The 25402-nt window shown below is 73.1% G+C and carries 27 protein-coding genes; 9 read left to right on the top strand and 18 right to left on the bottom strand.

Going from position 1 to position 25402, the window contains the following annotated elements; genetic code table 11:
- Positions 1 to 42: 42 nt before the first annotated feature.
- Both BM051_RS10870 and BM051_RS10865 read right to left on the bottom strand, forming a co-directional pair.
- Positions 43 to 726, bottom strand: coding sequence for a response regulator (locus tag BM051_RS10870; protein WP_092529955.1), 684 nt, complete (start codon positions 724 to 726; stop codon positions 43 to 45).
- Positions 723 to 2414 (bottom strand): sensor histidine kinase, encoded by a 1692-nt coding sequence (locus BM051_RS10865; RefSeq protein WP_092529954.1) that lies wholly within the window; start codon positions 2412 to 2414, stop codon positions 723 to 725. The genes BM051_RS10870 and BM051_RS10865 overlap by 4 nt, the downstream gene beginning before the upstream one ends.
- Positions 2415 to 2604: 190 nt before the next feature.
- On the opposite strand from BM051_RS10865, the gene BM051_RS10860 reads away from it, so the two are divergent.
- From BM051_RS10860 to BM051_RS10850, 3 genes are read left to right on the top strand one after another with little or no spacing between them, the layout of a single operon-like run.
- Positions 2605 to 3594 (top strand): Bug family tripartite tricarboxylate transporter substrate binding protein, encoded by a 990-nt coding sequence (locus tag BM051_RS10860; protein WP_092529953.1) that lies wholly within the window; start codon positions 2605 to 2607, stop codon positions 3592 to 3594.
- 8 nt (positions 3595 to 3602) lie between these two features.
- Positions 3603 to 4142 (top strand): tripartite tricarboxylate transporter TctB family protein, encoded by a 540-nt coding sequence (locus tag BM051_RS10855; protein WP_092529952.1) that lies wholly within the window; start codon positions 3603 to 3605, stop codon positions 4140 to 4142.
- Positions 4143 to 5657 carry a tripartite tricarboxylate transporter permease gene (locus tag BM051_RS10850; RefSeq protein ID WP_092529951.1) on the top strand — a complete coding sequence of 505 codons (1515 nt, stop codon included), beginning with the start codon at positions 4143 to 4145 and terminating at the stop codon, positions 5655 to 5657.
- A 54-nt stretch (positions 5658 to 5711) separates the two neighbouring features.
- Here BM051_RS10850 and BM051_RS10845 read toward each other — a convergent pair whose 3' ends face one another.
- Both BM051_RS10845 and BM051_RS10840 read right to left on the bottom strand, forming a co-directional pair.
- The gene (locus tag BM051_RS10845; protein WP_092529950.1) at positions 5712 to 6398 is read right to left on the bottom strand and encodes a response regulator transcription factor; all 687 of its coding nucleotides are present in this window, start codon (positions 6396 to 6398) and stop codon (positions 5712 to 5714) included.
- Positions 6304 to 7644 carry a sensor histidine kinase gene (locus tag BM051_RS10840; protein ID WP_092529949.1) on the bottom strand — a complete coding sequence of 447 codons (1341 nt, stop codon included), beginning with the start codon at positions 7642 to 7644 and terminating at the stop codon, positions 6304 to 6306. The genes BM051_RS10845 and BM051_RS10840 overlap by 95 nt, the downstream gene beginning before the upstream one ends.
- A 180-nt stretch (positions 7645 to 7824) precedes the next feature.
- On the opposite strand from BM051_RS10840, the gene wecB reads away from it, so the two are divergent.
- Positions 7825 to 9009, top strand: coding sequence for a non-hydrolyzing UDP-N-acetylglucosamine 2-epimerase (gene wecB, locus BM051_RS10835; protein ID WP_092529948.1), 1185 nt, complete (start codon positions 7825 to 7827; stop codon positions 9007 to 9009).
- A gap of 138 nt (positions 9010 to 9147) precedes the next feature.
- Here wecB and BM051_RS10830 read toward each other — a convergent pair whose 3' ends face one another.
- From BM051_RS10830 to BM051_RS10820, 3 genes are all read right to left on the bottom strand, one after another.
- Positions 9148 to 10059, bottom strand: coding sequence for a Gfo/Idh/MocA family protein (locus BM051_RS10830; RefSeq protein WP_092529947.1), 912 nt, complete (start codon positions 10057 to 10059; stop codon positions 9148 to 9150).
- Between the two features lie 51 nt (positions 10060 to 10110).
- Positions 10111 to 10971, bottom strand: coding sequence for a 3-hydroxybutyryl-CoA dehydrogenase (locus tag BM051_RS10825; RefSeq protein ID WP_092529946.1), 861 nt, complete (start codon positions 10969 to 10971; stop codon positions 10111 to 10113).
- Positions 10972 to 11198: 227 nt separating this feature from the next.
- Positions 11199 to 11387, bottom strand: coding sequence for a DUF3073 domain-containing protein (locus BM051_RS10820; protein ID WP_092529945.1), 189 nt, complete (start codon positions 11385 to 11387; stop codon positions 11199 to 11201).
- Between the two features lie 222 nt (positions 11388 to 11609).
- On the opposite strand from BM051_RS10820, the gene BM051_RS10815 reads away from it, so the two are divergent.
- Entirely contained in the window at positions 11610 to 12515 is a 906-nt protein-coding gene (locus BM051_RS10815; protein WP_092529944.1) for a DUF8083 family protein, read from the top strand.
- On the opposite strand, the gene BM051_RS10810 is transcribed toward BM051_RS10815, so the two are convergent.
- The 3 genes from BM051_RS10810 to ygfZ form a co-directional block, all read right to left on the bottom strand.
- Positions 12476 to 13468 (bottom strand): asparaginase, encoded by a 993-nt coding sequence (locus BM051_RS10810; RefSeq protein WP_092529943.1) that lies wholly within the window; start codon positions 13466 to 13468, stop codon positions 12476 to 12478. The genes BM051_RS10815 and BM051_RS10810 overlap by 40 nt on opposite strands.
- A gap of 10 nt (positions 13469 to 13478) precedes the next feature.
- Complete coding sequence (locus BM051_RS10805; protein WP_092529942.1) at positions 13479 to 14048, bottom strand: RsiG family protein; 570 nt, start codon at positions 14046 to 14048, stop codon at positions 13479 to 13481.
- A gap of 137 nt (positions 14049 to 14185) precedes the next feature.
- Positions 14186 to 15316: a CAF17-like 4Fe-4S cluster assembly/insertion protein YgfZ gene (ygfZ, locus tag BM051_RS10800; protein WP_092529941.1), complete on the bottom strand. Its 1131-nt coding sequence runs from the start codon at positions 15314 to 15316 to the stop codon at positions 14186 to 14188.
- 59 nt (positions 15317 to 15375) lie between these two features.
- On the opposite strand from ygfZ, the gene BM051_RS10795 reads away from it, so the two are divergent.
- Positions 15376 to 16224 carry an aminodeoxychorismate lyase gene (locus tag BM051_RS10795; protein ID WP_092529940.1) on the top strand — a complete coding sequence of 283 codons (849 nt, stop codon included), beginning with the start codon at positions 15376 to 15378 and terminating at the stop codon, positions 16222 to 16224.
- Positions 16225 to 16239: 15 nt separating this feature from the next.
- Here the strand turns inward: BM051_RS10795 and BM051_RS10790 are convergent, their stop codons facing one another.
- The 8 genes from BM051_RS10790 to BM051_RS10755 all read right to left on the bottom strand — a co-directional run bounded on the left by BM051_RS10790 (position 16240) and on the right by BM051_RS10755 (position 21953).
- Positions 16240 to 17112: a 5-oxoprolinase subunit C family protein gene (locus BM051_RS10790; RefSeq protein ID WP_092530367.1), complete on the bottom strand. Its 873-nt coding sequence runs from the start codon at positions 17110 to 17112 to the stop codon at positions 16240 to 16242.
- Between the two features lie 8 nt (positions 17113 to 17120).
- Positions 17121 to 17750, bottom strand: coding sequence for a 5-oxoprolinase subunit PxpB (pxpB, locus tag BM051_RS10785; protein WP_092529939.1), 630 nt, complete (start codon positions 17748 to 17750; stop codon positions 17121 to 17123).
- A 10-nt stretch (positions 17751 to 17760) separates the two neighbouring features.
- Positions 17761 to 18375 (bottom strand): heme-binding beta-barrel domain-containing protein, encoded by a 615-nt coding sequence (locus tag BM051_RS10780; protein ID WP_092530366.1) that lies wholly within the window; start codon positions 18373 to 18375, stop codon positions 17761 to 17763.
- Positions 18376 to 18680: 305 nt separating this feature from the next.
- Entirely contained in the window at positions 18681 to 18983 is a 303-nt protein-coding gene (locus BM051_RS10775; RefSeq protein WP_092529938.1) for a DUF1416 domain-containing protein, read from the bottom strand.
- On the bottom strand, positions 18983 to 19819 hold the full coding sequence (locus BM051_RS10770; RefSeq protein WP_092529937.1) for a sulfurtransferase: 837 nt from the start codon (positions 19817 to 19819) through the stop codon (positions 18983 to 18985). Before BM051_RS10770 ends, BM051_RS10775 begins: the two co-directional genes overlap by 1 nt.
- 41 nt (positions 19820 to 19860) lie before the next feature.
- Entirely contained in the window at positions 19861 to 20295 is a 435-nt protein-coding gene (locus BM051_RS10765; RefSeq protein WP_092529936.1) for a DUF4395 domain-containing protein, read from the bottom strand.
- 337 nt (positions 20296 to 20632) lie between these two features.
- On the bottom strand, positions 20633 to 21058 hold the full coding sequence (locus BM051_RS10760; RefSeq protein WP_092529935.1) for a TlpA family protein disulfide reductase: 426 nt from the start codon (positions 21056 to 21058) through the stop codon (positions 20633 to 20635).
- 25 nt (positions 21059 to 21083) lie between these two features.
- The gene (locus tag BM051_RS10755) at positions 21084 to 21953 is read right to left on the bottom strand and encodes an LmeA family phospholipid-binding protein (RefSeq protein ID WP_092529934.1); all 870 of its coding nucleotides are present in this window, start codon (positions 21951 to 21953) and stop codon (positions 21084 to 21086) included.
- 144 nt (positions 21954 to 22097) lie between these two features.
- Here BM051_RS10755 and BM051_RS10750 point away from each other — a divergent pair, with 144 nt between their 5' ends.
- The 3 genes from BM051_RS10750 to pstS all read left to right on the top strand — a co-directional run bounded on the left by BM051_RS10750 (position 22098) and on the right by pstS (position 25189).
- Positions 22098 to 22829, top strand: a complete 732-nt coding sequence (locus BM051_RS10750) for a response regulator transcription factor (protein WP_092530365.1) — start codon at positions 22098 to 22100, stop codon at positions 22827 to 22829.
- 80 nt (positions 22830 to 22909) lie between these two features.
- Complete coding sequence (mshD, locus tag BM051_RS10745; protein ID WP_092530364.1) at positions 22910 to 23818, top strand: mycothiol synthase; 909 nt, start codon at positions 22910 to 22912, stop codon at positions 23816 to 23818.
- 249 nt (positions 23819 to 24067) lie between these two features.
- Positions 24068 to 25189 (top strand): phosphate ABC transporter substrate-binding protein PstS, encoded by a 1122-nt coding sequence (gene pstS, locus BM051_RS10740; protein WP_092529933.1) that lies wholly within the window; start codon positions 24068 to 24070, stop codon positions 25187 to 25189.
- The last annotated feature ends 213 nt before the right edge of the window (positions 25190 to 25402 follow it).

The raw sequence follows: 25402 nt of genomic DNA, 5'->3' as shown, positions 1-25402 counted from the left end.
CTCAGCAGGCTGGAGCCGGCGCTCCTGGGGGCTGGCTCCGGCTCAACCCCGCCAGTGGTACTGGCGCTCGGGGCGGCCGGTGCCGCCGTAGCGCAGTCGCACCTCCGCCTGCCCGGTGCCGACGAAGTGCTCCAGGTACCGCCGCGCGCTCGGCCGGGACAGCTCGGTGACCCGCGCGCACTCGCTGGCCGACAACCCGTCCGGATGCGCCCGCAGCGCCTCCCGCACCAGCTCCGCGGTCTGCTCGGTGAGCCCCTTCGGCAACACCCCGGCCGTCCGCGGCCGGGCGCCGAACACCGCGTCCACGTCCCGCTGCCCGGCCACCTCCCGCGCGGAGAGCCGGTTCAGCTTCTCGTGCATCGACCCGAAGTGCTCGAGCTGCTCGCGCAGCGCCGCCTGGGAGAACGGCTTGATCAGGTAGTGCAGCGCGCCGCCGCGCAGCGCGCCTCGGATGGTGTCCACGTCCCGCGCCGCGGTGATCACCATGACGTCGGTGTCGACGGTGGCCGGATCGGCGCGCAGCTCCCTGAGCACCGCGATGCCGTCGAGGTCGGGCAGGTAGATGTCCAGCAGCACCAGGTCGGGCCGCAGGTCACGGACCGCCCGCACCACGTCGGCGCCGGTGTGCGCGACGCCGACCACGGTGAACCCCGGCGTCCGCGCCACGTATCCACTGTGGACCTTGGCGACCATGAAGTCGTCGTCCACCACGAGCACCCGGATCACCGCGCGGCCCCCGCCCGCGCGTACGGCAGCACCGCCGTGAAGACCGCCCCGAGGCACTTCCCACCGTCGAGGGGCGCGTCCAACCCAGCCCCGAGGCGCTCTTTCCCGTCGAAGGGCCCCGGGCCGCCGTGCGGCTCGGAGCACTCGGCGTTGTGCACCCGCACCGTCCCGCCGCGCCGCCGGCAGATCTGCCGGGTGATGGCCAGCCCGAGCCCGCGCGGCCCACCGTCCTCCGCGGCCTTCGTGGTGAACCCGTGGGCGAACACCTCGGTGACGATCTCCGGCGCCACCCCGGGGCCGGAGTCGCGCACCACCACCGACACCTCGGCGTCGGTCTGCCGGATCTCCACCTCGATCCAGTCGCCGGAGCCGTCCCGGGAGCCGCCGCCCAGCGCGCGCAGCGCGTCCAGCGCGTTGTCCACCAGGTTGCCGACCACGGTCACCAGGTCCGCCGACAGCCGCTCGTCCACCGCCGCCAGCCGGCTGCCCTCGGTCAGCCGCAGCCCGACACCCTGCTCGGCGGCCAGGCTGGCCTTGGCGATCAGCAGCGCGGCCACCGCCGGGTCCTCGATCCGGCCGGTCACCTGGTCGTGCCACTCGCCGTGCGCCCTGCTGACCAGGTCGACGTAGTTGCGCACCTCGGCGTACTCGCCCAGCTCGATCAGCCCGGCGATGGTGTGCAGCCGGTTGGTGAACTCGTGCGCCTGCGCGCGCAGCGTGTCGGTGGCCCGCGAGTTCGCCGCCAGCTCCTCGCGCAGCGCGACCAGCTCGGTGCGGTCCCGCAGGGTCACCACCGCGCCGATCACCCGACCGTCCCGAGAGATCGGCATCCGGTTCATCACCAGCACCCTGCCGGCGCGCAGCACGATCTGGTCGGTGCCGTGCGCCCGCCCGGTGAGCACGTCGCGCAGCCGCTCGTTCAGGTCCAGCTCGGTGACCTGCGCGCCGACGCTGTCCCCCGGCAGCGCGAGCAGCTCCCGCGCCTTGTCGTTGACCAGGGTGATCCGGTGGTGCTCGTCGAGCGCGAGCACGCCCTCCTTGATGCCGTGCAGCAACGCTTCCCGGTGCTCCACCAGCCCGGTGATCTCCCTCGGCTCCAGCCCGAGCGTCTGCCGCTTCACCCGCCAGGTGACCAGCACCGATCCGGCCACGCCGATCACCGTCGCGATGCCGAGCAGGGCCAGCGCGTTGCCCGGCGAGTTGGCGATGCCCTCGAAGAACCCCGGCTGCTCCGTGCCGGCCGCGACGATCCCGATGATCCGGCCGCCGTCGCCGATCACCGGCACGTGCGCCACTAGGTAGCCGTCCACCTCACCGACCCACGCGCGCCCCTGCTCCACCGTGCTCGCGCCGAGCGGCAGCTCACCGCGCAGTTGCCGCGGGTCGGGCGAGGTGAGCACCCGGCGGTCCGGCGCGGCGATGATCACCGAGTCGGCGCCGGAGAGGCTGCGCGCGCTCTCCGCGAAGATCGGCAGCGGGTCGCGGTTCACCGGATCGGCCAGGCTGACCCGCACGCCGGGGGTGGCGGCGACGTTCTCCGCGACCGACAGCAGCCGCCGGCCCTCGGTGTCGGCGAAGCTCTTGCCGGTCTGGATCACCGAGAACGTCACCACGCAGCCGAGCAGGGCGAACACGATCGCGAGTTGCCAGCCGAGCAGCTGCCGGGCCAGTGAGCCCCGACCACCCACGCCGCACCTCCCGCGTCACGTCGAACGTCCCACTATGACACTTTCGTCGCGGACCGGATCGTGACCACAAAGAACACAAGTGCGCAAAAGGCGCGCAAGCGAGACACGGCCGCACGAGCCGGGCAGCATTCTGCGACCAGCCGGCCCCCGCGGCCGGCGGCACATCCACGAGCACACCGAGGTGCGTCGAATGAGGAACCCGAGAACCTGGCTCGCGGTGCTGGGTGCGGCATTGCTGGTGCTGCTGGTGCCGCCGCTGGTCTCCGCGGGAGGTGACGAGGACACCGGCAGCCAGATCCGCGGCCTGCGGTTCATGGTGCCCAACTCGCCCGGCGGCGGCTACGACCTCACCGCCCGCAACGCGGCGAAGGCCATCGAGGACGCCGAGCTCAACGGCAACGTCGAGGTGTTCAACCTGCCCGGCGCCGGCGGCACCGTCGGCCTCGGTCGGCTGGTCAACGAGCGCGGCAACGGCAAGCTGGCCATGTCGATGGGGCTGGGCGTGGTCGGCTCGGTCTACACGAACTCCTCCCCGGCGTCGCTGGCCGACACCACGCCGATCGCCCGGCTCACCGAGGAGGCCGACATCGTCGTGGTCGGCAAGGACTCGCCGTACCAGGACATCGGCCAGCTGGTCGAGGCGTGGCGGGCCGACCCGGGCGCGGTGCAGGTGGGCGGCGGCTCCTCGCCAGGAGGGCCCGACCATCTCGCCCCGATGCTGATGGCCGAGGCCGTCGGGATCGCCCCAACCGACGTCAACTACGTGCAGTACGACGGTGGCGGCGAGCTGATGGCGTCGGTGCTCGGCGGCGAGGTTGCCTTCGGGGTGTCCGGCATCGGCGAGACCCGCGACCAGATCGCCGCCGGCGAGCTGCGTCCGCTCGCGGTGACCAGCCCGGAGCGCGTGCCCGGCATCGACGCGCCCACGCTGCGGGAGTCCGGGGTGGATGTCAGCTTCACGAACTGGCGCGGTGTCGTCGCGCCGCCCGGGCTGAGCGACAAGGACCGGGAGAAGCTGGTCACCCTGTTCACCCGGATGCAGGAGACCCCCCAGTGGCAGGAGGCGCTGCGGCTCAATGGCTGGACGCCGGCGTTCCTGCCCGGCGAGGAGTTCGGCGCGTTCCTGGCCGCGGAGAACGACAGGGTCGCGTCGGTGCTGAAGGAGTTGGGGCTGGCATGAGCGCGCGAATGGCCACACTGGAGTCACCGGAGCCATCGAAAAGGCGAGAGGGCGGCGCCACCGGCTGGCGGTCGAGGGCCGAGCTGGGCATCTGCGTGCTGCTGTTCGCGCTGGGCGTGCTGGTGCTCACCGACGCGCTGACCATGCCCACCGACTTCACCCAACGCGGCCCGATCGGCCCGAAGGCCATGCCCGTGGTGGTGGGGTCGCTGCTGCTCCTGGTGTCGGTGCTGCTGGCCCGCGACGTGCTGCGCGGCGGGCGCGGCGCGGCCGAGGCCGGGGAGGACGTCGACCTCCGGACGCCGACCGACTGGCGGACGGTGTTGCTGCTGGCCGGGGCGTTCCTCGCCAACGCGGCGCTGATCGACCTCGTCGGCTTCCCGATCTCGTCGGCGGTGCTGTTCTGGGGCGCCTGCTACGCGCTCGGCAGCCGCAACCTCGTCCGTGACCCGCTGGTCGCCGCGGTGGTCGCGGTGCTCACCTGGGTGCTCTTCAACGAGCTGCTCGGCGTGCCGCTGCCCGGTGGGCCGCTGATGGAGGTGCTCTAGATGGATCTCTCCCTGCTCGTCGAGGGCTTCGGCACCGCGCTGACCCCGCAGAACCTGCTCTTCGCCGCGATCGGCGTCATCCTCGGCACCGCGATCGGCGTGCTGCCCGGGATCGGCCCGGCGATGGCGGTGGCCCTGCTGCTGCCGATGACCTTCGGGCTCGACGCCACCAGCGCGTTCATCATGTTCGCCGGCATCTACTACGGCGGCATGTTCGGCGGCTCCACCACGTCGATCCTGCTGAACACGCCGGGGGAGAGCGCCTCGGTGGTCACCGCCATCGAGGGCAACCCGATGGCCAAGCGGGGCCGGGGCGCGCAGGCACTGGCCGCGGCGGCGATCGGCAACTTCGTCGGCGGCATGATCGGCACGCTGGCGCTGGTGCTGCTCGCGCCGACGGTCGCCCGGTTCGCGGTGGACCTCGGCGCCGCGGACTACTTCGCGGTCATGGTGCTGGCGTTCATCGCGGTGACCTCGGTGCTGGGTCGGTCCCGGCTGCGCGGGGTCGCGTCGCTGCTGCTCGGGCTCACCATCGGGCTGGTTGGCCTGGACGAGATGACCGGGCAGTCGCGGTTGACGTTCGGCTCGCTGCACCTGTCCGACGGCATCGACATCGTGATCGTCGCCGTGGGGCTGTTCGCGGTGGGCGAGTCGCTGTGGGTGGCCGCGCACCTGCGGCACCGGCACGACCGGCCGATCCCGGTGGGGCAGCCGTGGCTCGGCCGCGCCGACCTGCGGCGCACGTGGAAGCCGTGGCTGCGCGGGCCGCTGATCGGGTTCCCGTTCGGCGCGATCCCGGCCGGCGGCGCGGAGATCCCGACGTTCCTGTCCTACGTCACCGAGAAGCGGCTGTCCCGGCGCAGGGACGACTGGGGTAAGGGCGCCATCGAGGGCGTGGCCGGGCCGGAGTCGACGGCGAGCGCGTCCGCGGCCGGCACGCTCGTCACGATGCTGACGCTGGGCCTGCCGACCACGGCGGTGGCCGCGGTGATGCTCGCGGCGTTCCGGCAGTACGGCATCCAGCCGGGGCCGCTGCTGTTCCAGAACGAGGCCGGGCTGGTGTGGGCGCTGATCGCGAGCCTGTTCGTCGGGCTGGTGCTGCTGCTGGTGATCAACCTGCCGCTGGCGCCGCTGTGGGCGAAGCTGCTCCACATCCCGCGGCCGTACCTGTACGCGGGCATCCTGTTCTTCGCCAGCGTCGGCGCCTACGCGGTGGGCGGTGAGGTGCTCGACCTGCTGCTGCTGTTCGTGATCGGGTTGCTCGGGTTCGCCATGCGGCGGTTCGGGCTGCCGGTGCTGCCGGCGATCATCGGGGTGATCCTCGGCCCGGCCGCCGAGCAGAACATGCGCCGGGCGCTGCAGATCAGCGACGGCGACCTCGTCGGCCTGGTGAGCTCACCGTTCGCGGTGGTGGTGTACGTGGTGGTGGCGGTGATCCTGGCGTGGCCCCTGCTGCGCCGCGTCGTCCGCAGCCGGACCCCCGACAGCCCGGACCGGGAACACGCCGACGCCTGAGCGAAGGCACGAAAGGCCACCCGCCCCGGCCACGTCCGGACGGGTGGCCCTCATTCAGGTTCCGCGCGGCCGACCGGTGTGGTCGGTCGTCGTCAGCCGCAGCTGGTTGGCGAGCAGGGCGGCCTGAACGCGGTTGTCCAGCCGCAGCTTCGTCAACCCTCGGGAGACGTAGGTCTTGACCGTCGACACGCTCATGTGCAGGCGCTCGGCGATCTCCGCGTTGTCCAGGCCGAGGCCGACCTGACCGAGTACCTCGCGCTCGCGTTCGCTGAGCAGGTGGAGCCGGTTGGCGGCATCCGGGAAGGCGGTCGACGCGGCGTCGCCGCCCGAGATGCGGGTGAGGATGCGCCTGCTGAGCTCGGTGTTCACCACCGAGGCTCCACCGTTCACCGCGCGGATCGCGCTCATCAACTCTCTCGGCGTGAGCTGCTTGAGCAGGAACCCGTCCGCACCCGACGTCAGCGCGTCGATCATGAGCTGGTCGTCGTTGAAGGTGGTCAGCGCCAACACGAGCGGTGGCGCGGGGTCCTTCTTCAGCTGCGCGGTGGCGGTCACGCCGTCCACCCGGGGCATCCGCAGGTCCATCAGCACCACGTCGGGCCGGCGCTCGCGGCAGACCGCGACCGCGTCGGCGCCGTCAGCCGCCTCACCGACCACCTCGATGTCCTCCGCGGACTCCAGGATCGCCCTCGTTCCGGCGCGGATCAGGGCCTGGTCGTCGACGACAACCACCCGGATCATCTTCCGATGGTCCCACGCGCTCCTCGGCGTCGCGACCGCGTGGCCACCGCGGCAGCTCGGCGCGCAACACGAAACGGGCGGCGTCGGCCGAGGGCGCGGCGGTGAGCACGCCGCCTTCCCGCACCACCTCCTCGGTGAGCAGCCGGAGGCCGCGGCCGGTTCCGGGGAGGGACGCCTGGTCCTCCGGAGCGAGCGGGTTGGTCACCGTCAGCAGCACCTCGTCGGCCGCGCACCTGAGCTCGATGTCGGCCCGCGGCACGCTGGTGTGCCGCAGCACGTTCGTCAGCGCCTCCCGGACGATGCGGTAGCACAGGTCCTCGGTCGTCCCGTCGCCCATCTCGACCGGGGGCTCGACGGCCGAGTAGGTCACCTCGACGCCGAGCGACCGGTAGTCCCGGACCAGCTCCTCGATGTCCCCGATCCCGAACCGCGGGACGCCGCCGTTCGTCTCCTCGGCCGCCGTGGACAGCACGTCGAGCACCTCCCCGAGCTGCTCGATGGTTTTCCGGCCGACGCTCACGATCAGCTCGCAGCGCTGCGTGATCGACCCGGTGGCCGCGGGGTCGACGCTGATCGCGCCCGCCATGCTCACCATCACGCTGACGTGGTGGCCGACCCCGTCGTGCATCATCGAGGCCAGGCGGGCTCGTTCGGCCAGGCCGCGCTCCCTGAGCGTGCTCTCCCGGAGCCGTTGCTGCCGTTCCGCCGCCTGCGCGGCGTGCTGTTCCCGCTCGATCGACGCTTCCTCGAGGCTGTTCTTCGCCAGGCCCATGACGAAGGGGGCCACCGCGGCCAGCGACCAGTAGACCAGCCCGTTGATCCCGCCGGCGGGCAGGCTGCCCTCGAACTCGAGCAGGCGACCGGGAGCGGTGATCGGCGCGAAGAACGCCTGGTGCGCGGGCCAGGCCAGCAGCACCGCCACGCTCACGGCGGCCGGCGCCCAGCGCCGTCGCCTGGTCACCGAGTAGGTCATCACGTAGAGCGAGTAGGGCAGGTCCGTTGCCACGAACGTGCCGCACGCGACCACCGTGGCCAGCCAGTCGTGCTCCCGCCGCCACAGTCCGACCACGGTCGCGCACAGCGCCGTGATCACGGCGAAGAGGGGGAGGGATGACGCCGGCGACGTGCGGTGGAGGCCGGTCAGCAGCCCGACCACGGCGGGGCCGGCGATCACCAACGCCGCCATGACGTTGCGGTGTCGCCGTGACCGGAAAAGGCGCTGCCAGCCCTCCACCACCCGCACCATGGAATCAGCTCGGTGGGGGCCCGGCGACTCGCGTGACACGACTGGGTGGCCCCGCTGGTGCCGTCAAGTGTCAACCAGGGACCACAGGAACGCGGGACCTGTCACCGCGGGACGACGCGGGTCCACGCCCGTCCGAGGTGTGCTCGAGGCACCAACTTCGCACGACCCAAGGAGAAGGTGATGACCGCAATCCTGCAGCACGCCGAGCGGCCGATCGTTCCCGCGGCCTCGACCTCGGCGACGGTAGCCACGCCGCCTCGCCCCGGCGGTATCGCGCTGGTCCTCGGGACGGGGCCGGAGATCATCAAGCTCGCCCCGATCATCCGCGAGCTCGGTGACATGGCCAGGGTGGTGCGCACCGGGCGGCGCTTCCCCCAGGGGATCTCCGAGGTGTTCTTCGCCGAGCACGGGCTCACCGACCCGCGGAGCCGCCTCGACCTCGGCGCCGACGCCCGGGCGGGTCGGATCGCCCTCGCGCTGGAGCGGCTGGACCAACTGTTCGCCGCCGACCGCCCGGACGTGGTGCTCGTGCGGGGCGCGACCGACACCGCGCTCGCCGGCGCGCTCGCGGCCCACTCGAACGGGATCCCGCTGGTGCACGTGGAGGCCGGGCTGCGGTGCCACGACCTCGACCTTCCCGAGGAGCACAACCGGGTTCTGGTGGACCGGGTCTCCGACGTGCTGTGCGCCTCGACCCAGGGCAACGTCGGCAACCTCAGGGCCGAGGGACTCGACGGCCGGGACATCCGGCTGACCGGCGACACGACCGTCGAGGCCGTGCACCATCGGCTCATGCCCGAGCGGGCCAGGCTGAACCTGCTGCGGAAGTGGGGTCTGGAGACCGACGGGTACGTGCTGGCCACCCTCGATCGGTCGGAGAACGTCGACGACGAGGAGGCGCTGTTCGCGATCATGAGCCACCTCGCCGAGGTCGCCGACGCGGGCTATCCGGTCGTGCTGCCCGCGCCCCCGCGCACCAGGGCGGCGGCGATCCGCGCGGGGGTCCTGACGGCGCGGATGGGCGTGCGCGTGGTGAACCCGCTCTGGCACTCCGAGTTTCTCGCGCTGGCCCGGCACGCCGCGCTGCTGGTCTCCGACTCCGGCGCGGTGCAGGAGGAGGCGACGGTGCTGAAGCGACCGATCCTGGTGGTCCGGCGGTCGACGGAGCGTCCGGAGGTGCTGCGGGAGTTCGGCGCGCTGGTCGGGCCACGCGACGACATCGCCGGGGTCGCGCTGAGCTGGCTCGCCGACGGCGAGGACCGTCGCGCCGGGCTCGCGGACCTGCCGTGCCCGTTCGGGGACGGGCACAGCAGCGAGCGCATCGCCGACGCCGTCCGCCACCTGGCCCTGGTGGCGGCCCGGTAGCGCCGGGCGAGGTTGGTGAGACGCTCGGTGGGCCGCGCCCGGCCGAGCGTCTCGCCCGGCTCTTGCTCGGCTCTTGCTCGGTTCCTGCTCGGCGATGCCCACGAGTTCGGCCTGGTTCCGGGCCGGGGCATCAGGGTGTCAGCGGGCGGCGAGGTGGGCGGCCTGGGCGAGGAGGCGTTGCAGGTGCAGGCCGCGGCGGATGTCGCAGGGGTGGGTGCGGGTGCCGCTGGCGACCATGGCGGCGAAGTCGTCCACGAGGGCGGTGTAGGCCTCCGCCGGCTCGGAGCGCCCGGCCAGCGCGCGGAAGCCCCGCTCGCCGTACACCGCGAACTCCACCACCGTGGGCCGCACCGGCAGCCGCAGCGACATGCTCGCCGTGCTGGTCGCGCCGCCGGCGTGGCCGAGCATCAGGTGCCACAGGTCGTCGGGGCTCCGGTGCGCGGCGAGCACCTCGGTGATCTCGCCGAGCGCGGCGTCCAGCAGGTCCAGCACGTGCGGCCCGATGTCGGCCAGCGCCCCGTCCTCCTGCCGCCACGCCGAGTTGCCGTACTTCTCGCCGAGCAGCGCCCCGGACAGCCACCGCGCGCTGGCGCCGCGCCAACCGCCCGCCTCGGCCAGCCCCACCAGCCACTCCCGCGTCCGCAGGCCGAACCGCAGGGTCAGCACCACCAGCGCGACCACGTCGGCCTCGTCGACCGCGGCGGCCAGCTCCTCGGCCCCCGCGACGTCGGCCGCGACCGGCTTCTCCAGGATCAGGTGCTTGCCGGCGCGCGCCGCCCGGACCGCCAGCTCGGCCTGCGCCCGCGGGGGCACCGCGAACGCCACCGCGTCCACCTGGTCCAGCAGCTCGGCGAAGCTCGCGCACGGCGTCGCGGCATAGGGCTCGGCCAGTTCCCTGGCCACCTCCGGCCGCCGGGTCCACACCGCGGCGAGCCGGGTGCCCGGATGCTCGGTGAGGCCGGGGGCGTGGATGGAGGTGGCCCACGGGCCGCCGCCCACCAGCCCGACCCGCAACTGCTCGACCACCTGCCCACTCGTTGGCTCAACCATCGCCGGGCAGCCTAGAGCCTGCCGGAACGACCGGTCCGCCGGGCGGGGCCGCTAGTCGTAGCTGTGGAACCCGCGGCCGGTCTTCTTGCCGAGCAGCCCGGCGTCGACCATCCGCAGCAGCAGCGGCGGCGGCGAGTACAGCGGCTCCTTGAACTCGGCGTACATCGAGTCCGCGATGGCCTTGATGGTGTCCAGGCCGATCAGGTCGGACAGCCGCAGCGGCCCCATCGGGTGCGCGGTGCCCAACTCCATGCCCCTGTCGATGTCCTCGGCGGAGGCGAACCCGGACTCCAGCATCCGGATAGCCGAGAGCAGGTACGGCACCAGCAGCGCGTTCACGACGAACCCGGCCCGGTCCTGCGAGCGGATCACCGTCTTGCCGAGCGCGGTGGTGACGTGCTCGTCGGCCCTGCGGGCGGTCTCGGCGTCGGTCAGCAGCGACGGCACCAGCTCCACCAGCGGCAGCACCGGCACCGGGTTGAAGAAGTGGATGCCGATGACCTGTTTCGGCCGCTCGGTCGCCATCCCCAGCTTCATGATCGGGATGGACGAGGTGTTCGAGGCGAGGATCGCGTCCGGCCGGGTGACCACCTTGTCCAGCGCGCGGAACACCTCGACCTTGGCCTGCTCCTGCTCGAGCACGGCCTCGATCACGAGGTCGCGGTCGGCGAACGCGTCCAACTCGGTGGAGAAGGTGATCCGGCCGAGCGCGGCGTCGGCGTCCTCGGTGGACAGCTTGCCGCTGCGCACCCCGCGCCGCAGGGACTTCTCGATCCGTGCCCTGCCCGCGTCCAGCGCCGGCTGGTTGACCTCGGTGACCGCCACGTCCAGGCCGGCCCTGGCGTGCACCTCGGCGATGCCCGAGCCCATCAGCCCGGCACCGACCACGCCCACTCGCTGAATGTCCGCCACTGCGCTCTCCCGTTCAGGCTCTCCCGTTCAGACACTGCCCGTCGCGGAACCGCCGCCGGCTCCGCCGTTCGGTGACCACTCCGCGGGAGCGGGCACCCCGCGCACCGGGGTGGGCGACCGCGTGCTCGCTTCCGGGCCACCGTCCGCCCGCCGTTACCGGTACGCGCGTGACTCGAGGGTGGGCTCCGGGTCGTCCCCGCTGCCCACCCTCGAGATCAGCACGTGCCTCAACGTCGGTAGTCGTCGTACCCGTCGTCGTACGGGTCGTCGCCGTACCGCTGGTCGTCCTCGCTCTTGTCGTTCGAGGAGTTACTCGACAGCTCACGCTGCAAGGCCTCGAAATCGGTGGCGGGAGTGCTGTACTTGAGCTCCCGGGCCACTTTCGTCTGCTTGGCCTTGGCTCGGCCGCGCCCCATGGCTCGACCCCCTCGCACAGGGGCGGGGCGGCCGGGGGAATCGGCGGCCCCGCGTCGTCTCGACAACTATTTCCTGTTCACACCGTACCGTGTCCGGGGGGTCAAATGCGATGCGGCACGGTGTGCCGGAGCCGACAGTGCCGCGCCCGTGCCGTGCTCCATCCCGGTGCTGGTGGGGCGGCCGGTGCTTGCGAACCGGCACGTGCGTGCCACGATTCTCCCGTGCTCCGTCCGTTCGTGGCCTACCTCCGGGTGTACGAGCCGCTGCCCGCGTTCGGCGACCCGCCGGACGAACTCCTCGCCAAGGCCGTCGGGTCGGCCGAGCTCACCCGAGCCGCCGCCGGCGAGCGCGAGCACCTGATGTGGCTTCGATCACAGCTGACCGTGCCGCCCCGGCTGCTGCCCGCCGAGTTGGCCGACGGCACCGCCGCGCCGAGCACCACCACCGACGTGCTGGTGCTCGACCCGGCCGAGGTGCCGGTGGACGACGGCGACGTCGTCGGCCCCGGCCCGCTGGTCTGCCCGCTGGAACTGCGCGCCCGGTCGGCGGCCGCGCTGGTCGGCTTCCTCGCCGAGGCCCACCCGGCGCTGCGCACCGCGGTGCTCGACGCCGCGGGGGTGGCCCCGGAGACGGTGCGCTCCCGCGCGTCCGCGGCGGTCTCCGGGCTGCGCCGCGGGGCCATGCACGTCCTGTCCACCACCTGGACGGTGCCGTTGCCGTGGTTCGCCCTCGTCGACCCCGAGCAGCGGCGCCTCGTGCTCGGCTCCGGCCCGGACGACCCGGCGCGGGAGTTGTCCTGGCGGGCCACGATCGGCGACGCGCGGCGCCGGGCGACCGAGGCGCGGGAGCTGGTCGAGGCCACCATCGGCGAGTCGGGTCCGAGCCGGGTGCTGGCCGAGACGCAGCGCTGGCTGGAGCACTTCCACCCTGGCTCGGCCGTCGAGCTGGACTACGGCGGGCTGGTGCAGCTCATCTCCGACCCGGTGCTGGACACCGACACCTCCGCCGAGGAGGTCCACCGCATCCTGGACGCGCTGCGCGAGGGCAACGTCGAGGAGTTGGCCGAGCTGTTCCAGGACCTGCGCGACTACTGGGGCGAGCTGGCGTCCAGGGAGCGCTGGAACTGAGCGGTCGGGCGCAGCTCGCCCACCGGCCGGCCGCCGCCGAGCACCTCACCGCGGCGCAACCCGTCCAGCACGGACCTCGCGGCCTCGTTGTCCGGCAGCGCGCCGAGCCGCTCGAGCACCGTGACCAGCAGCGTCGACCGGGGGCGCGCCGCCCCGTCGCTGACCTTGAGCGCCACCGCCGTGCCGTCCGGCAACGCCATCGCGTGCACGCCCTCCGCGCCACCCTTCACCAGCAGGCCGTCGACGGTGAGCATCAGCAGGGTGTCCTCCCGGCCGGTGCCGGCGACCAGCCACGGGTGGGCCCGCATCGCGTCGGCGACCCGCCGCTCCGGGCCGTCCTCGGCGCCGACCAGGCGGCCGAACGCCCTGGCCAGCCCGGTGAGCGAGTAGGCGAACAGCGGTGCCGCGCAGCCGTCGACCCCGGTGGCGGCGATCGGCTCACCGGTGCGCTCCACCACCGTCTCGGCGATGACCCGCTGCAGCTCGTGCTTGGGGTCGATGTAGTCCTCGCATGCCCAGCGGCGCTGCCGGCAGGTGGCCAGCATCGCGGCATGCTTGCCGGAGCAGTTCATCGCCGCCCGCCGCCGGTCGGGCCAGTGTCGCACCGCCCGCAGCCGGCTCTCCTCGTGCAGCGGATAGTCCGGCGGGCACAGCAGGTCGGCCTCGGCGAGGCCGTGCCGGCTCAGCAGCACCAGCGCGCGGTCGACGTGGCCGGGCTCGCCGTTGTGCGAGGCGCAGGCCAGCGCGAGGTCGGCGTCGTCGATCTCCAGCCCGGCCCGCAGCATGCCCAGCGCCTGCAGCGGCTTGTTCGACGAGCGGGGGTAGACGGGTGAGTCGACGTCGCCGGCGGCGAACCGCACGGAGCCGTCGGGCGCGGTGATCACCAGCGCGCCGTGGTGCACGCTTTCCACGAACCCGGAGCGGACGACCTCGATGAGTGCGGGGTTGTTCACTGGGGTTCCGCTAGTCCTTTCCCGTTCGGCCGCGCTCGCGGCTGATCAACTCGTCCACGGACGCCGTGCCCTGGGCGTACCTCGCGGCGATCTCGGCGTTGATGGTGTCGACCACGTGCTGCACCTCGCGCCGCCGGGCGGACACCGACAGCTCCTGCTCGCGGTAGGTCTCCAGCGCCCCGGCCAGCCGCTCGTCCGACAGCGCGGTGACGTCGGAGAGGTCGGCGTCGCCGACCAGCGCCTCCGCCTGCCGTCGGTGCTCGCCGGCGCGGGAGGGCTCCAGCGGGTGGTGCCGGCCGGAGCCGGTGGCCGGGCCGAGCGCGTTGCCGGCGAGGATCGCGGCGAGCTGGTCGACCACGCTGCCGCCGTCGCCGGCCGCCCGCCGGGCCTGCTCGGCCCGCACGATGTCGATCCGCGCGTGCAGCAGCCGGCGCAGGTAGGACAGGTCGGTCTCCTCCTGCGCGGCCTCGTTGCGGCGCTCTCTCAGCGTCGTCAGCGCGAGCTCACCGAGGTCGCGCACGTAGTCGGGATCGAGGACACGGTCGATGCGGCGGCGCCCGCCGGGCCGGACTTCGATCACGCCACCATCCTGCTCTACATCGGTCAAGCACGCCAGGTCCGGTCGTCGGCCTCACCATGGACGTGAGGACCGTCGCACTCCTGCCACCGAGGCCCCCGTGGCTGCGCTGAACGCCATCAAGGTGGCCTTCATGGCGGTCACCCTCGTAGGCGCTGCACCGCCTCGCGGCCGGGGGCGGGGGCCTCGGCCGGCACCGAGTCGGGGTCGACGGCGGCCTGCACCACCCGGTCGTCCACGCCGGCCAGCAGCTCGGCGTCCACCGGTGCCGACCGCTTCAGCAACGCCAGCGCGACCGGGCCCAGCTCGTGGTGCTGCACCACGCTCCCGACCCGGCCCACGGTCCGCTCGCCCAGCCGCACCGGGTCGCCCGGCTCGGGGGTGATCTCCGGCGATCCGTCGAGGTGCAGCAGCACCAGGCGGCGTGGCGGCCGGCCCACGTTGTGCACCTTCGCCACGGTCTCCTGGCCCCGATAGCAGCCCTTCGCCACGTGCGCCGCGCTGCCGATCCAGTTCATCTCGTGCGGGATCGTGCGGTCGTCGGTGTCCAGCCCCAGCCGGGGCCGCAGCGACTCCACCCGCAGCGCCTCGAACGTCCAGCTGCCGGCCGGTCGCGCGCCCGCGCCGGTGAGGCGCTGCCACCAGCTCGGCAGCTCGTCCCGCGGCACCAGCAGGTCCACGGCGTGCCGGCCGGGCCACGGCATCCGCCGGGCCAGCCCGCCGCCGGGCAGCACCGTCACCCGGTACGGCTCCGCGCCGAGGTCGACCGCGAGCCCCGCCAGCACCGCGTCGACCTCCGGGCCGAGCAGGGTGAGCACGGCGAGCTCACCGGTGGCGTCGTGGATCTCCACATCGGACCAGAACTTCATCGCCGCGAGGTAGTCCACCAGCGACTGCCTGCCGCCCTTCGGCAGCGCGCTGGTGGCCTCCGCCCCCGGCAGCGTGTCCAGGTACACCACGCCGTCGAGGTGGGCCAGCACCATGTGCGCGTCGATCCGGCCGTGGCTGTCCAGCACCAGCGCCTCGGTGCCGGCGCCGTCGGGCAGCTCGGTGACGTGCTGGGAGAGCACCAGGTGCAGCCAGGACAGCCGCTCCGGCCCGCGCACGGTGATCACCTCGCGGTCCGACCGGTCCACCACGGCCACCGAGCGGGCCGCGGTGCGCTGCTCGGCGAACGGGTCGCCCCAGTGCCACGGCACGCCAATCTCCGGGTGGCCCTCGGGCGCGGCGACCGCGCCAGGCAGTTGCAGCAGCGGCGACTGGTAGGTCATACCGTCGATCGTAGGCGAGCCGGGCCCGGCCGGTGCGGTGCGCGAGTAGGGTCGGGACCATGCGCGTGCTCGCCTTCCTCGACGGGACCCTGGCCGACCCCGACGCCGCCCACCTGCGGGTGGACGACCTGGGGGTGCTGCGCGGCGACGGGATCTTCGAGACCGTCCTGGTGGTCGACGGCCGGCCGCGGGAGCTCGGCCCGCACCTGGACCGGCTGGCCCGCTCGGCGGCGATGCTCGACCTGCCCGAGCCGGACGGCGCGGCGTGGGAGCGGCTGGCCCGGCGGGTGATCGACCGCTGGTCCGGCCCGGCGGAGATGGCGCTCAAGCTGGTCTGCACCCGCGGCCGGGAGGGCGACCCGACCGCCGCGCCGACGGCGTTCGCGCTGGGCATGGAGATCGACCCGGCGGTGATCAGGGCGCGCGCCGAGGGCGTCGCCGCGGTCACCCTCGACCGCGGGATCGACCCCGGCCTCGCCGAGCGCGCGCCGTGGCTGCTGCTCGGCGCGAAGGCGCTGTCCTACGCGGTGAACATGGCCGCGCTGCGGGAGGCCGCCCGGCGCGGCGCCGCCGACGTGATCTTCACCGCCTCCGACGGCTCGGTGCTGGAGGGGCCGACGTCCACCGTCGTCGTGGCCAGGGGCCGCACGCTCTACACCCCGCCGCCGACCATCGGCATCCTGCCGGGCACCACGCAGGCCGCGGTGTTCCGCGCCGCCGAGCGGGCCGGCTGGACCACCAAGCTGGAGCCGCTGCGGGTCGAGGACCTGCACGGCGCGGACGGAGTGTTCCTGGCCTCGTCGGTGCGGAAGGTGACCAGGGTGCACACCCTCGACGGCACCCCCCTGCCCGACTCCACCGAGGTCCACGCCGAGCTCGCCGACCTCTACGAGACCCTGTACTCCTAGCCGACCCGGGGCCGCTCAGCCGACCGCCCGGAACCGGACGCCGGTGCCGGGACGGGCCTGGGCCAGCGCCGCCAGCGCGTCGGGCCGCACCACGGCGACCACCGGGTAGCCGCCGGTGGTCGGGTGGTCGGCGAGGAACACCACCGGCAGCCCGCTCGGCGGCACCTGGATCGCGCCGGTGAGCAGGCCCTCGCTGGGCAGCTCGGTGTCGACCCGCTCGGGTCGCCGGCGCAGCGCCGACCCGTCCGGCCGGGTGAGCCGCAACCCGACCCGGTTGGACTCGGCGGTCACCTCCCAGTACCCGGCGAGGTCGGCCGCGGGGTCGACGAACCAGTCGTCACGGGGACCGAGCAGCACCGGCACGGTCAGCTCCGCCGGCGGCCGGGCCGGGGCGAGCGCGTCCGCCCCGGCCGGGATGCCGGCCGGCGGGCCGAGGTCGACCAGCTGACCCGGCCGCAGCGGCGGCGGCCCGATCTCGGACAGCACGTCCCGCGACCGGCTGCCCAGCTCCGGCTCCACGGCCAGCCCGCCGGACACGGCCAGGTAGCAGCGCAGCCCCACCTCGGGCGTGCCGAGCGCGAGGGTCTGCCCAGGCCGCAGGTGCACCGGCAGGTGGGTGCCGGCCGGCCGGCCGTCGACGGTGACGGCCACCGGCGGCCCGGTCACCGCCACCGTGCACGAGGTGTGCGCCCGGACCCGCAACCCGCCGAGCAGGGCCTCGACGCCGGCGGCCGGCTCGGGGTTGCCCACCAGCCGGTTCGCCAGCCGCAGCGCCGGCTGGTCCAGCGCGCCCGACGGCGGAACGCCCAGGTGCGCGTGCCCCGGCCGGCCGAGGTCCTGCACCAACGCGGCCGGACCCGGCTCGACGATCTCGATCCGGCGCTCGATCCTCCGGTTCACTCGACGCTCCTGAACCGGACACGGTCGCCGGGGGCGAGCAGGGCGGGACGCTCGGCGCGCGGGTCGAACAACACCGCGTCGGTGCGGCCGAGCAGCCGCCAGCCGCCCGGCGAGGACCGCGGGTAGACGCCGGTGAACTCCCCCGCCACCCCCACCGATCCGGCCGGCACCCGCGTCCGCGGGGTCGCCAGCCGGGGCTGCCGCAGCGGCTCCGGCAGCCCGGTCAGGTAGCCGAAGCCGGGCGCGAACCCGGTGAACGCGACGGTGTACTCGGCGCCGGTGTGCAGGGCCACCACCTCGGCCACGTCGAGCCCGGCGGTGCGGGCCACCTCGTCGAGGTCGGCGCCGTCGTAGCGGACGTCGAGCACGACCTCGCGCGCCTCGGTGGCCGGCGGGTGGGCGAGGTCGGCCGACTCGACCAGCTCGCGGATCTCGGTGAGCGCCCGCTCGCCGCCGCGGACCTGGATCAGCAGGCTGCGCGCGCCGGGCACCAGTTCCACGACGTCGTCCCGGCCCGCCGCGGCGACCGTGGCGCGCGCGGCGACCGCCTCGGCCAGCGAGGCGCAGTCGAGCAACACCGCGTCGGTGCCGTAGCGGCGCCAGCGTGGCCCGGACCCCGGCGGCATGGCGGCCCGGTCAGCCGACGACGCGGCGGAGCTGCGCGGAGACGTGCGGCTGCATCGGCTGCCCCACCATGGCGCGCTCCTCGACATAGCCGAGATCGCCATTGTTGATCAGCCCGTACAGCCGGTGCGCGCCGGTGACGTCCTTGGCCGACGCGGTCCGCACCACGGCGTCGGTGGCCAGCTCCCACGACGTCTGATTGCGCGGCGTGCCGTAGAAGAGCTCGACGATGCCGGAGGAGTGCGCCAGCAGCAGCTCGATGGTGTCGTCGGCCCGCGGCCGCCACCAGCCGGTCTCCCGCGCGGCCGCGCGAATCACGTTGCCCTCGGCGTCGAGCAGCCAGGAACGGGCCTCGTGGTAGAGGAACGGCCGGCCGTCGTGCGCGATGGTGAGCTGCTGGGCGAACCGGACCGGGCCGTCGATCGTGGGGTAGTTGATCTCACCCTCGCCGCGCCACACGCCGACCAGCGGCAGCAGCGCGAGGCAGGCGTCGTTCAGGTTCGCGCCCTGGCGCAGGTTGGCCGTGTCGGCGGGGATCGGCAGGTCGTCGAACTGCGGGAGGTTGCGGTCGCGAGTGCTCTCGGCCCGCGCGGCCGCCGTCTCGATCGCCTCGTTGCCGCTGGTCATGGCGTCGCCGTTGGTCACCCGTGTCCCCGTGGTTCGATGGAGCAGCGCAGCTCGATGGGTCGCGCTGGTCAGCGCTGGTCGGAGTACAGCCGGTAGACGACGTAGCCGCTGAACCACAGCACGCCGACCATGGCCAGGAGCAACAGGATCGTAAACAGGATCTCCACGCCGGGAGGATAACTCCTGTCCCCGCGGCTCACCGGCGCGAGCCCCGCGACACGTGACGTCCCCGACAGCCATGAAGGCCACCGTCATGGCGTTGAGCGCGATGACGGTGGCCTTCATGACGTTGACCGGCCGCGGGGTCAGACCGTGAGCGCGACCTCGTGCAGGCCGGGGCCCTCGGCGGTCACCGTGGCCTCGCCGGTGCCGGTGCGGTGCAGCGCGCGCACCGTCCATCGCCCTGGTGCCGCGTAGAACCGGAAGTCCCCCTCGGGCGAGGCCTGTACCTCGCCGGTGAACTCGCCGCCGGCGTCCAGCAGCCGGACGAACGCGCCGCCCAGCGGCCCGTCGCGGCCGGTCACCTTGCCGGCCAGCACCACCTGGTCCCCGGTGTCCACCCCGGGCTTCAGCGCCGTCTGCACCGGCGCGCCGCAACCGTCGCTCATCACTTGGCTCCCGTCTCGATCGGCACGCCGACCAGCGAGCCGTACTCGGTCCACGATCCGTCGTAGTTCTTCACGTCCTCCAGGCCGATCAGCTCGTGCAGCGCGAACCAGGTGTGGCTCGACCGCTCGCCGATCCGGCAGTACGCGATGGTCGGCTGGGACGTGTCCAGCCCGGCCTCCTCGTACAGCTCGGCCAACTCCTCGGCGGACTTGAACGTGCCGTCCTCGTTGGCCGCCTTCGACCACGGCACGTTCACCGCGGTCGGGATGTGCCCGGCGCGCTGCGCCGACTCCTGCGGCAGGTGCGCGGGGGCGAGCAGCTTGCCGCTGAACTCGTCGGGGGAGCGCACATCGACGAGGTTCTTGTTGCCGATCGCGTCGACCACCTCGTCGCGGAAGGCGCGGATCGAGGCGTCCGGCTCCTTGGCGGTGTAGTTGGTCGGCTCGCGCTTGACCTCGTCGGTGGACAGCTCCCTGCCGTCCAGCTCCCACTTCTTGCGGCCGCCGTCGAGCAGCTTTACCTTCTCGTGCCCGTACAGCTTGAAGTACCAGTAGGCGTACGCGGCGAACCAGTTGTTGTTGCCGCCGTAGAGGATCACCAGGTCGTCGTTGGCGATCCCCTTCTCGGACAGCAGCTTCTCGAAGCCGGCGCGGTCGACGAAGTCCCGGCGCACCGGGTCCTGCAGCTCGTTCTTCCAGTCGATCTTCACCGCGCCGCGGATGTGCCCGCCGTCGTAGGCGGTGGTGTCCTCGTCGACCTCGGCGAACACCACCCCGGGGGTGTCCAGATTCTCCTCTGCCCACTGGGTAGTGACCAGGACGTCGTCACGGCTCATGAAGCGGCACTCTCTTTCTGTCTCCGTTGGTGTTGTCGACTTCAGGCTTGGCCGGCGCGCGGCGCGAACCGGCGGATCAGCAGGTAGACCTCGCAGCCGAGGCAGAAGTTGAACGCGGCGTTGAGGAACGCCGCGAACAGCGCGAACGCCGTGGCCACGATCCCGAGCACGGGGACGCCCACGGCGTAGCCGATGGTCCCGGCGAGCGCGAACACGAACCCCACGGCCTGCGCGAACCGCAGCGGGGCCGCGTCCTCCCGCTCGTTGGTCGGCGGCAGCCGCGGCGCGACGAGGGCGCGGTAGAGCACCGAGTACGGCGCGTACCGCAACCCGACGAACGCGCCGATCGCGAAGATCACCGCCTGCGCCGCGAGCAGCGGCCACCAGCTGGTGACCAGCACCACGGCGAGCACGACCGTCGTGACGGCCGCGGCGAACCGGGGACCACGGGGATCGACGGGCGGACCTGCGGACATCTCGCGCTCCTACGGCTGGGCGGCGCCACGGCGCCGGGAGTTCGGCTCTGGCCGGCTGTCCGGGACGCGGACCATCTGGTCACTTCGTCGGTGTCGTCGGTGTCGTCGGTGCTGTCACCGTCGAGCGGACCGCGCGGCGCCCGGAATTGAGGAGAGCGGACACAGGCTGCTGCGCACGCGGCACTGGTCGACAGCGCGGCGTTGCGTCAGGAGGAGTACGGGCAGCCGGTCCACGCGGCCCAGGTTACTTCGCCTCCCTCAGAGTGGGAACAGCGTTCACACCGTGAGACGAATCCCGCGAGGTGGACCGTGGATGCCCGGCAGGGATCGGTGGGGGTCAGCGAACCCGGACCAGGTGCGGGCGCAGCGCGTCGAGCAGCTCGGCCGCCTTCGGCACCCCGCTGATCCGGAGCAGCTCCCTGGCGTTCGCGTCCAGCGCCAGCGTGGTGGGGGTGCGCAGCACGCCGAGCCGCTGGGCGACCTCCGGCCGCTGGGTGATGTCGAGGTCCACGTGGCGCAGCCCCTCGGTGCGGTCGGCCAGCGTGGACAGCACGGCGCGGGCGTGCCGGCACGGCGCGCAGAACGTGGTGGACAGCTGCACCAGCGTCACCGCCGCGGTCGGGTCGACCGCCTCGGCCACCGCGGTCGGCAGCGGGCGGTCGGGCCGGCGCGCGGCACGGACCCGCCCGTTGCGCAGCGCGAGGGTGACACCGGTGACGAGGCCGAGCGCGAGCGTGCCCAGCACGACCCACAGCCCGATCATCGGCCGCCACCTCCCTCCCCGGGGCTCACATCCCGGCGAACGCCACGTTCTCGGCCTTGCCCTTCACCACGATCGCGCCGGACTCCACCCGCACCGCCGTCGGGGTCACCGTGAACGGCAACTGGCGGGCGTTGATGTCCGCCTCGAAGTTCGGCAGCAACGCCTGCTGTACCTGAGGGGGAACGACCGTGGTCCGCCGGCCATTCCCGAACTGCAGCCAGTGCGGGGTGATCCGCACCCGGTTGCCGTCGAGCTCGATCATCGCCAGTGTCACGATCTCCACCCGGTCGCCCGCGATGTCGGCCTCGCCGGACAGCCGCACGCCGGCGGTGGCGTCGTCCTCGGCCTCCTGCTCGCGCTCCAGCGCGTCGCGATCCTCCTCGGTGCCCTCGCCCCTGCGGACGTACTCCTCGCTGGCCGGCTCGATCCGCAGGTTCTCGATCTTGGACAGCGGGTCGACCCGCGCGATGTCGGTGGCCTTGATCCGCACGCTGCCCTCGACCTCGCCGATCGTGATCTGCTGCACGTTGCCGTTCAGCAGGTCCGACAGCGGCGCGTCGACGTGGCGCAGCTCCGCGTCGACCTCGAGGTCGCGCAGGGTGTCGCCGACCGGGATGCCGGTGGCGTGCACCGAGATGTGCCGATAATCACCGGAGAGCGCCTGCACGGTGAACGGAAATCCGTGCACGGTCACCGAGGGATCGTGGGCCAGGCCGAGCTGCTCCCTGGCCTTCTGCGAGACGGTGTGCTCGGCCATCGCGGCGAGCCCGAAGTCGGCGGCGACCAGCAGTCCGACCAGCACGGCGGCGACGATCGCGATCGTGCGACCCCGGCGGCTCCTGCGGCGGGGCCGGGCCGGCGGACGTCGGTCGCGCTGGGTGACTGGACTGCTCACTCTTCCGTCGCTCCTCACTCGGGAACTCGCTCGGGAACCGCTTTCCACCAGGTGTGATGCCGGCGGCAGGAAGGCGACATGTCGCCACCTCCCGGGTTATTCTTCCCCAACACCTCTCCCTGACGAGCAAGGCGGTGTGTGGCGATGAGCCTCGATCTGCTGGTGTTGACCGCGGAGGAAGACGCCACCTCGGTGCTGCCCGCGCTGGACCTGCTGCCGCACACGGTACGCGTCCGGGCGCCGGAGGTCACCGCGTTGCTCGACGCGGGACATCGCGACGTCATCCTGCTGGACGCGCGCACCGACCTCGCCTCCGCGAAGAGTCTGTGCCGGCTGCTCAAGGGCGCCGGCGACGAGGACGCCAGCACCCCGGTGATCGCCGTCGTCGGCGAGGGCGGGCTGGTGGCGGTGAGCGCCGAGTGGCGTGCCGACGACATCCTGCTGCCCACCGGGGGTCCGGCCGAGGTGGACGCCCGGCTGCGGCTGGCCACCACCCGGGACGGCGCGGCCGCGCAGACCGACACCGAGCTGCGGGTCGGCGACCTGGTGATCGACGAGGCCACCTACACCGCCCGGCTGCGCAAGCGGACGCTCGAGCTGACCTACAAGGAGTTCGAGCTGCTCAAGTACCTCGCCCAACACGCCGGCCGGGTGTTCACCAGGGCGCAGCTGCTGCAGGAGGTGTGGGGCTACGACTTCTTCGGCGGCACCCGCACCGTGGACGTGCACGTGCGGCGGCTGCGCGCCAAGCTCGGCCCCGAGCACGAGCAGATGATCGGCACCGTGCGCAACGTGGGCTACAAGTTCGAGCGGCCGGGAAGGTCGGCCGCCAAGCCCGCCCTTCCGGCCGAGCGGAACGACCTCGCCCACCGCTGACCACTCCGTCGCCGGTGCCGCATCCGTCGAGCCCCCGCCACCAGGGGGCCTTGGTGGCGGGAGGTCCTAGAGTGAGTGACGTGCTGGACACCGCCTGGGTCGAGGAGCCGGACGCGGCGACCACCGCGAGGATCCGCGGCCTCCTGCTGGCCGCGCGGGCCGTCGACGGCCGGCCCGAGGTCGACCCCGGCGGGCCGCTGCCGCCCGAGCTGCGCGGTGGCCCGCACCTGCTCGGCGAGGCCGGTGGCGAGCTGGTCGGTTACGCCCACCTGGACACCCGCGGCGACGCCTTCGGCCGGTGGGTCGGCGAGTTGGTGGTCCACCCCGAGCACCGCCGCGCCGGGCATGGCACGGCGCTGGCGTCCGCGCTGGTGACCAGGGCCGGCGGCACCGAGTTGCGGGTGTGGGCGCACGGCGACCACCCGGGCGCCGCCCGGCTGGCCGCGCGGACCGGCTTCAGCAGGGCCCGCGAGCTGCTGGTGATGCGGGTCGCCACCGAGGGCGCCCGTTGGCCCGAGCCGACCCCGCCGCCCGGGATCACCCTGCGCACGTTTCGGCCCGACCGGGACGAGCGGGCCGTGGTCGAGGTCAACGCCCGCGCCTTCTCCTGGCATCCCGAGCAGGGCCGGATGAGCGTCGCCGACGTGCGGGCCGCGGAGGCGGAGAGCTGGTTCGACCCGGCTGGCTTCTTCCTCGCCGAGGACGCCGAGGGCCGCGTCGTGGGCTTCCACTGGACGAAGGTGCACCCGGCCAACCCGGCGCGGTTCGGTGGCCGGCCGGTCGGTGAGGTCTACGTGGTCGGGGTCGACCCCGCCGCGCGGGGCGGTGGCCTCGGGAAGGCACTCACCCTCGCCGGGCTGCGGTACCTGCGGGACCGCGGGCTCGGGCAGGTGATCCTGTACGTCGAGGGGGACAACGCACCCGCGATCACCGTGTACACCCGGCTGGGATTCACTCGATATGAGGTCGACGTTCAGTACGCGCGGTAGCTGGCGTTCACCGCCCGGCGGTGGGCCGTCACGGTTGGAAAGCCGCAGGTCACGAGCAGGACACGGGAACGAATCGGACACGTTGCCCTGCTCACAATGACGCGCTTGTTCACCTGTCGTTCACCCGAATACGGCCATTCGTCCACTGTGGCTGCCTACTGTCCGTGTCGCGCGGCAGGTTCTCGAGCGAAAGCCGCCGTGTCCCCCGAGAATGGCCCGTGAACGATTCAGTGTGGCTGGAGGAATCACGTGAAGATCAAGCGGCATGCTGCGTTCGTCAGCTTGCTGGCGGCCGGGACCCTCGCGCTGTCCGCGTGCGGTACCGACCAGAACGCGCCGCAGGACACCGGCCAGGCCGCCGCGCCGACCGGCTCCGCGGACGTCGAGTGCGGCGGGAAGGAGAACCTCGTCGCCGAGGGCTCCAGCGCGCAGAAGGGCGCGATGGACGTCTTCAGCCAGGCCTACAACCAGCGTTGCGAGGGGCAACGGCTCGCCTACACCGCGTCCGGCTCCGGTAACGGTGTCAAGCAGTTCATCGGGGGGCAGGTCGACATCGGCGGGTCCGACTCGCCGCTGAGCGAGGAGAAGGGCGAGGTGGCCAAGGCCGCCGAGCGCTGCCAGGGCAACCCGGCCTGGAACCTGCCGATGGTGTTCGGCCCGGTGGCCGTCGCCTATCACCTCGAGGGCGTCGACTCGCTCGTGCTGACCCCCGAGCTCGTCGCCAAGATCTTCAACGGCGGCATCACGAACTGGAACGACCCGGCCATCGCGGCGGTCAACCCGGGCACCACGCTGCCGGACAAGAAGATCACCGTGTTCTACCGCGGCGACGAGTCGGGCACCACGGACAACTTCCAGAAGTACCTGTCCGCCGCGGCCGGTGACGTGTGGACCCAGGGCGACGGCAAGACCTTCCACGGCGGGGTCGGCGAGGGCAAGGACAAGTCCGCCGGCGTCGCCGACGCCGTGGGCGGCGTCGACGGCGGTATCACCTATGTGGAGTGGTCGTTCGCCCAGGACAAGGGCCTGTCGATCGCCCGGCTGGACTCCGGTGCCGGCCCGGTGGAGCTGACCGCCGAGACCGCGTCCAACGCGCTGAAGCACCCGACCATCGAGGGCGAGGGCAACGACCTGCGGCTCGACCTGGACGCGCTGTACGCGAGCAAGGAGCCGAACTCCTACCCGCTGCTGCTGGCCACCTACGAGATCGTGTGCTCGGCCGGGTACGACCCGGAGACCGCGAAGGCGGTCAAGGCGTTCCTGACCGTGGCGGCGACCGACGCGCAGGCCAATCTGGAGCCGGCCGGCTACATCCCGGTGCCGCAGGAGTTCCAGGACCGGCTGCTCACCGCGATCAAGGCGATCTCCTGAGGACGGATGCGGACTCCGACTGGCACACTCCACTGGCACAACCACACTGGGTAGACGCCAATGAGCGAACGCCATTCGGCGCCGAGCCCCGCCGCCCCCGGGCACCCCGGTGGGCGGCGGGGCACGTCGGCGCCCGAGCCTGACCTGACCGCGACGGGCCACCGGGAGGCACCGATTTCGGTACGAAACGACAGCGAGGGAACCGGACCGGTT

The sequence above is a fragment of the Amycolatopsis arida genome, from assembly GCF_900115565.1.
Lineage (GTDB): Bacteria > Actinomycetota > Actinomycetes > Mycobacteriales > Pseudonocardiaceae > Yuhushiella > Yuhushiella arida.
The sequence above is the reverse complement of the archived record's forward strand: the minus strand, read 5'-3'. Positions and strand labels throughout refer to the sequence as shown.